The sequence below is a fragment of the Methylobacterium sp. Gmos3 genome, assembly GCF_056430985.1.
In genome coordinates this window covers 1-1,069 of record NZ_JBWJYL010000022.1, presented here as the reverse complement: position 1 = coordinate 1,069, position 1,069 = coordinate 1, and the positions used below count along the sequence as shown (strand labels likewise).

The 1,069-nt window shown below is 70.6% G+C and carries 1 pseudogene; it reads right to left on the bottom strand.

Going from position 1 to position 1,069, the window contains the following annotated elements:
* Positions 1–1,069: pseudogene (locus ACS5Q7_RS24030) on the bottom strand (hypothetical protein); the annotation flags it as partial.

Genomic DNA, 1,069 nt, shown 5'->3' with positions numbered 1-1,069 from the left:
GGTTAGAAAGCCCGAGGCCGTCGCGTGGCTGCCCAGGGCCGTCGCATAGGTGCCGGAGGCGGTGGCAGCTTGGCCAAGTGCGGACGCGTAAGTCGCCGAGGCTACTGCGCCATTGCCGAGGGCTGTCGCATAGCCGTCGGTGGCGCTTGCGTAGCTGCCAAGGGCCGTCGCATAGCCGCCGGCGGCGCTTGCGTAACTGCCAAGGGCCGCCGCGTTGTTGCCAGCGGCGGCTGCCCCGTTGCCGAGGGCCGTCGCATAGGCGCCGAAAGCGTTCGACGTCCAGCCCAGAGCCACGCCGTTTTGCGAAGCGTAGGACGCGTAGCCCACCGCGAGCGCTACGTTCCCCTGCGCGTTCGCCGACGTCCCGATCGCAATCGCCGACCAACTGCCGCCGCCCACGGCCGTGGCCCCGTTGCCGATCGCCACATCGCCGGCTGCGCCGCCCGAGTTGGCGTTTAGGCCCAGAGCAATCGATTGGTTCGTCAAAGCCAGGGCGCCGCCGAGAGCGATACTGTCCTGACCCTTCGCCCTCGCGCCCACGCCGCCGCTGCTCGAGCCAAGCGCCGTCGCGCCAGCGGCCGAGGCGGTCGCCCCATTGCCCAACGCGGATCCGTAGCTCCCCGATGCAATCGCCCAGTTGCCGACCGCGACGGCGCTTGAGCCGCCGGCATTGGCCGCGCGCCCAATGGCCACCGCCTGAAACACCCCGTAGGCAGCGGAGCCGAAGACGTAGGCATCGTTGCCGTTGGCAGTGGCGCCGATACCGATGGCAGCGGCCGATGCGCCGTTGGCACTGGCCCTGGCCCCGATGGCGAGGGCGGAGTACCCAAGGGCACCCGTCGCCGTCGAGGAGGCGCCAATCGCGATATCCTGCAGATTGACGGCCTTCGCGGCGTAACCCAACGCCGTCGCTTGCTTGTTACCCGCCACCGACGCGCCGCCAACGGCAACGCTGTCCTGACCCTGCGCCTGCGCGCCGGTTCCAAACCCTGTCGAGCCCAGCGCCAGAGAGCCGCTCCCCGAAGCCGTCGCACCCCAGCCCAGAGCCGCGGCGCCCGTGTTGGACGCG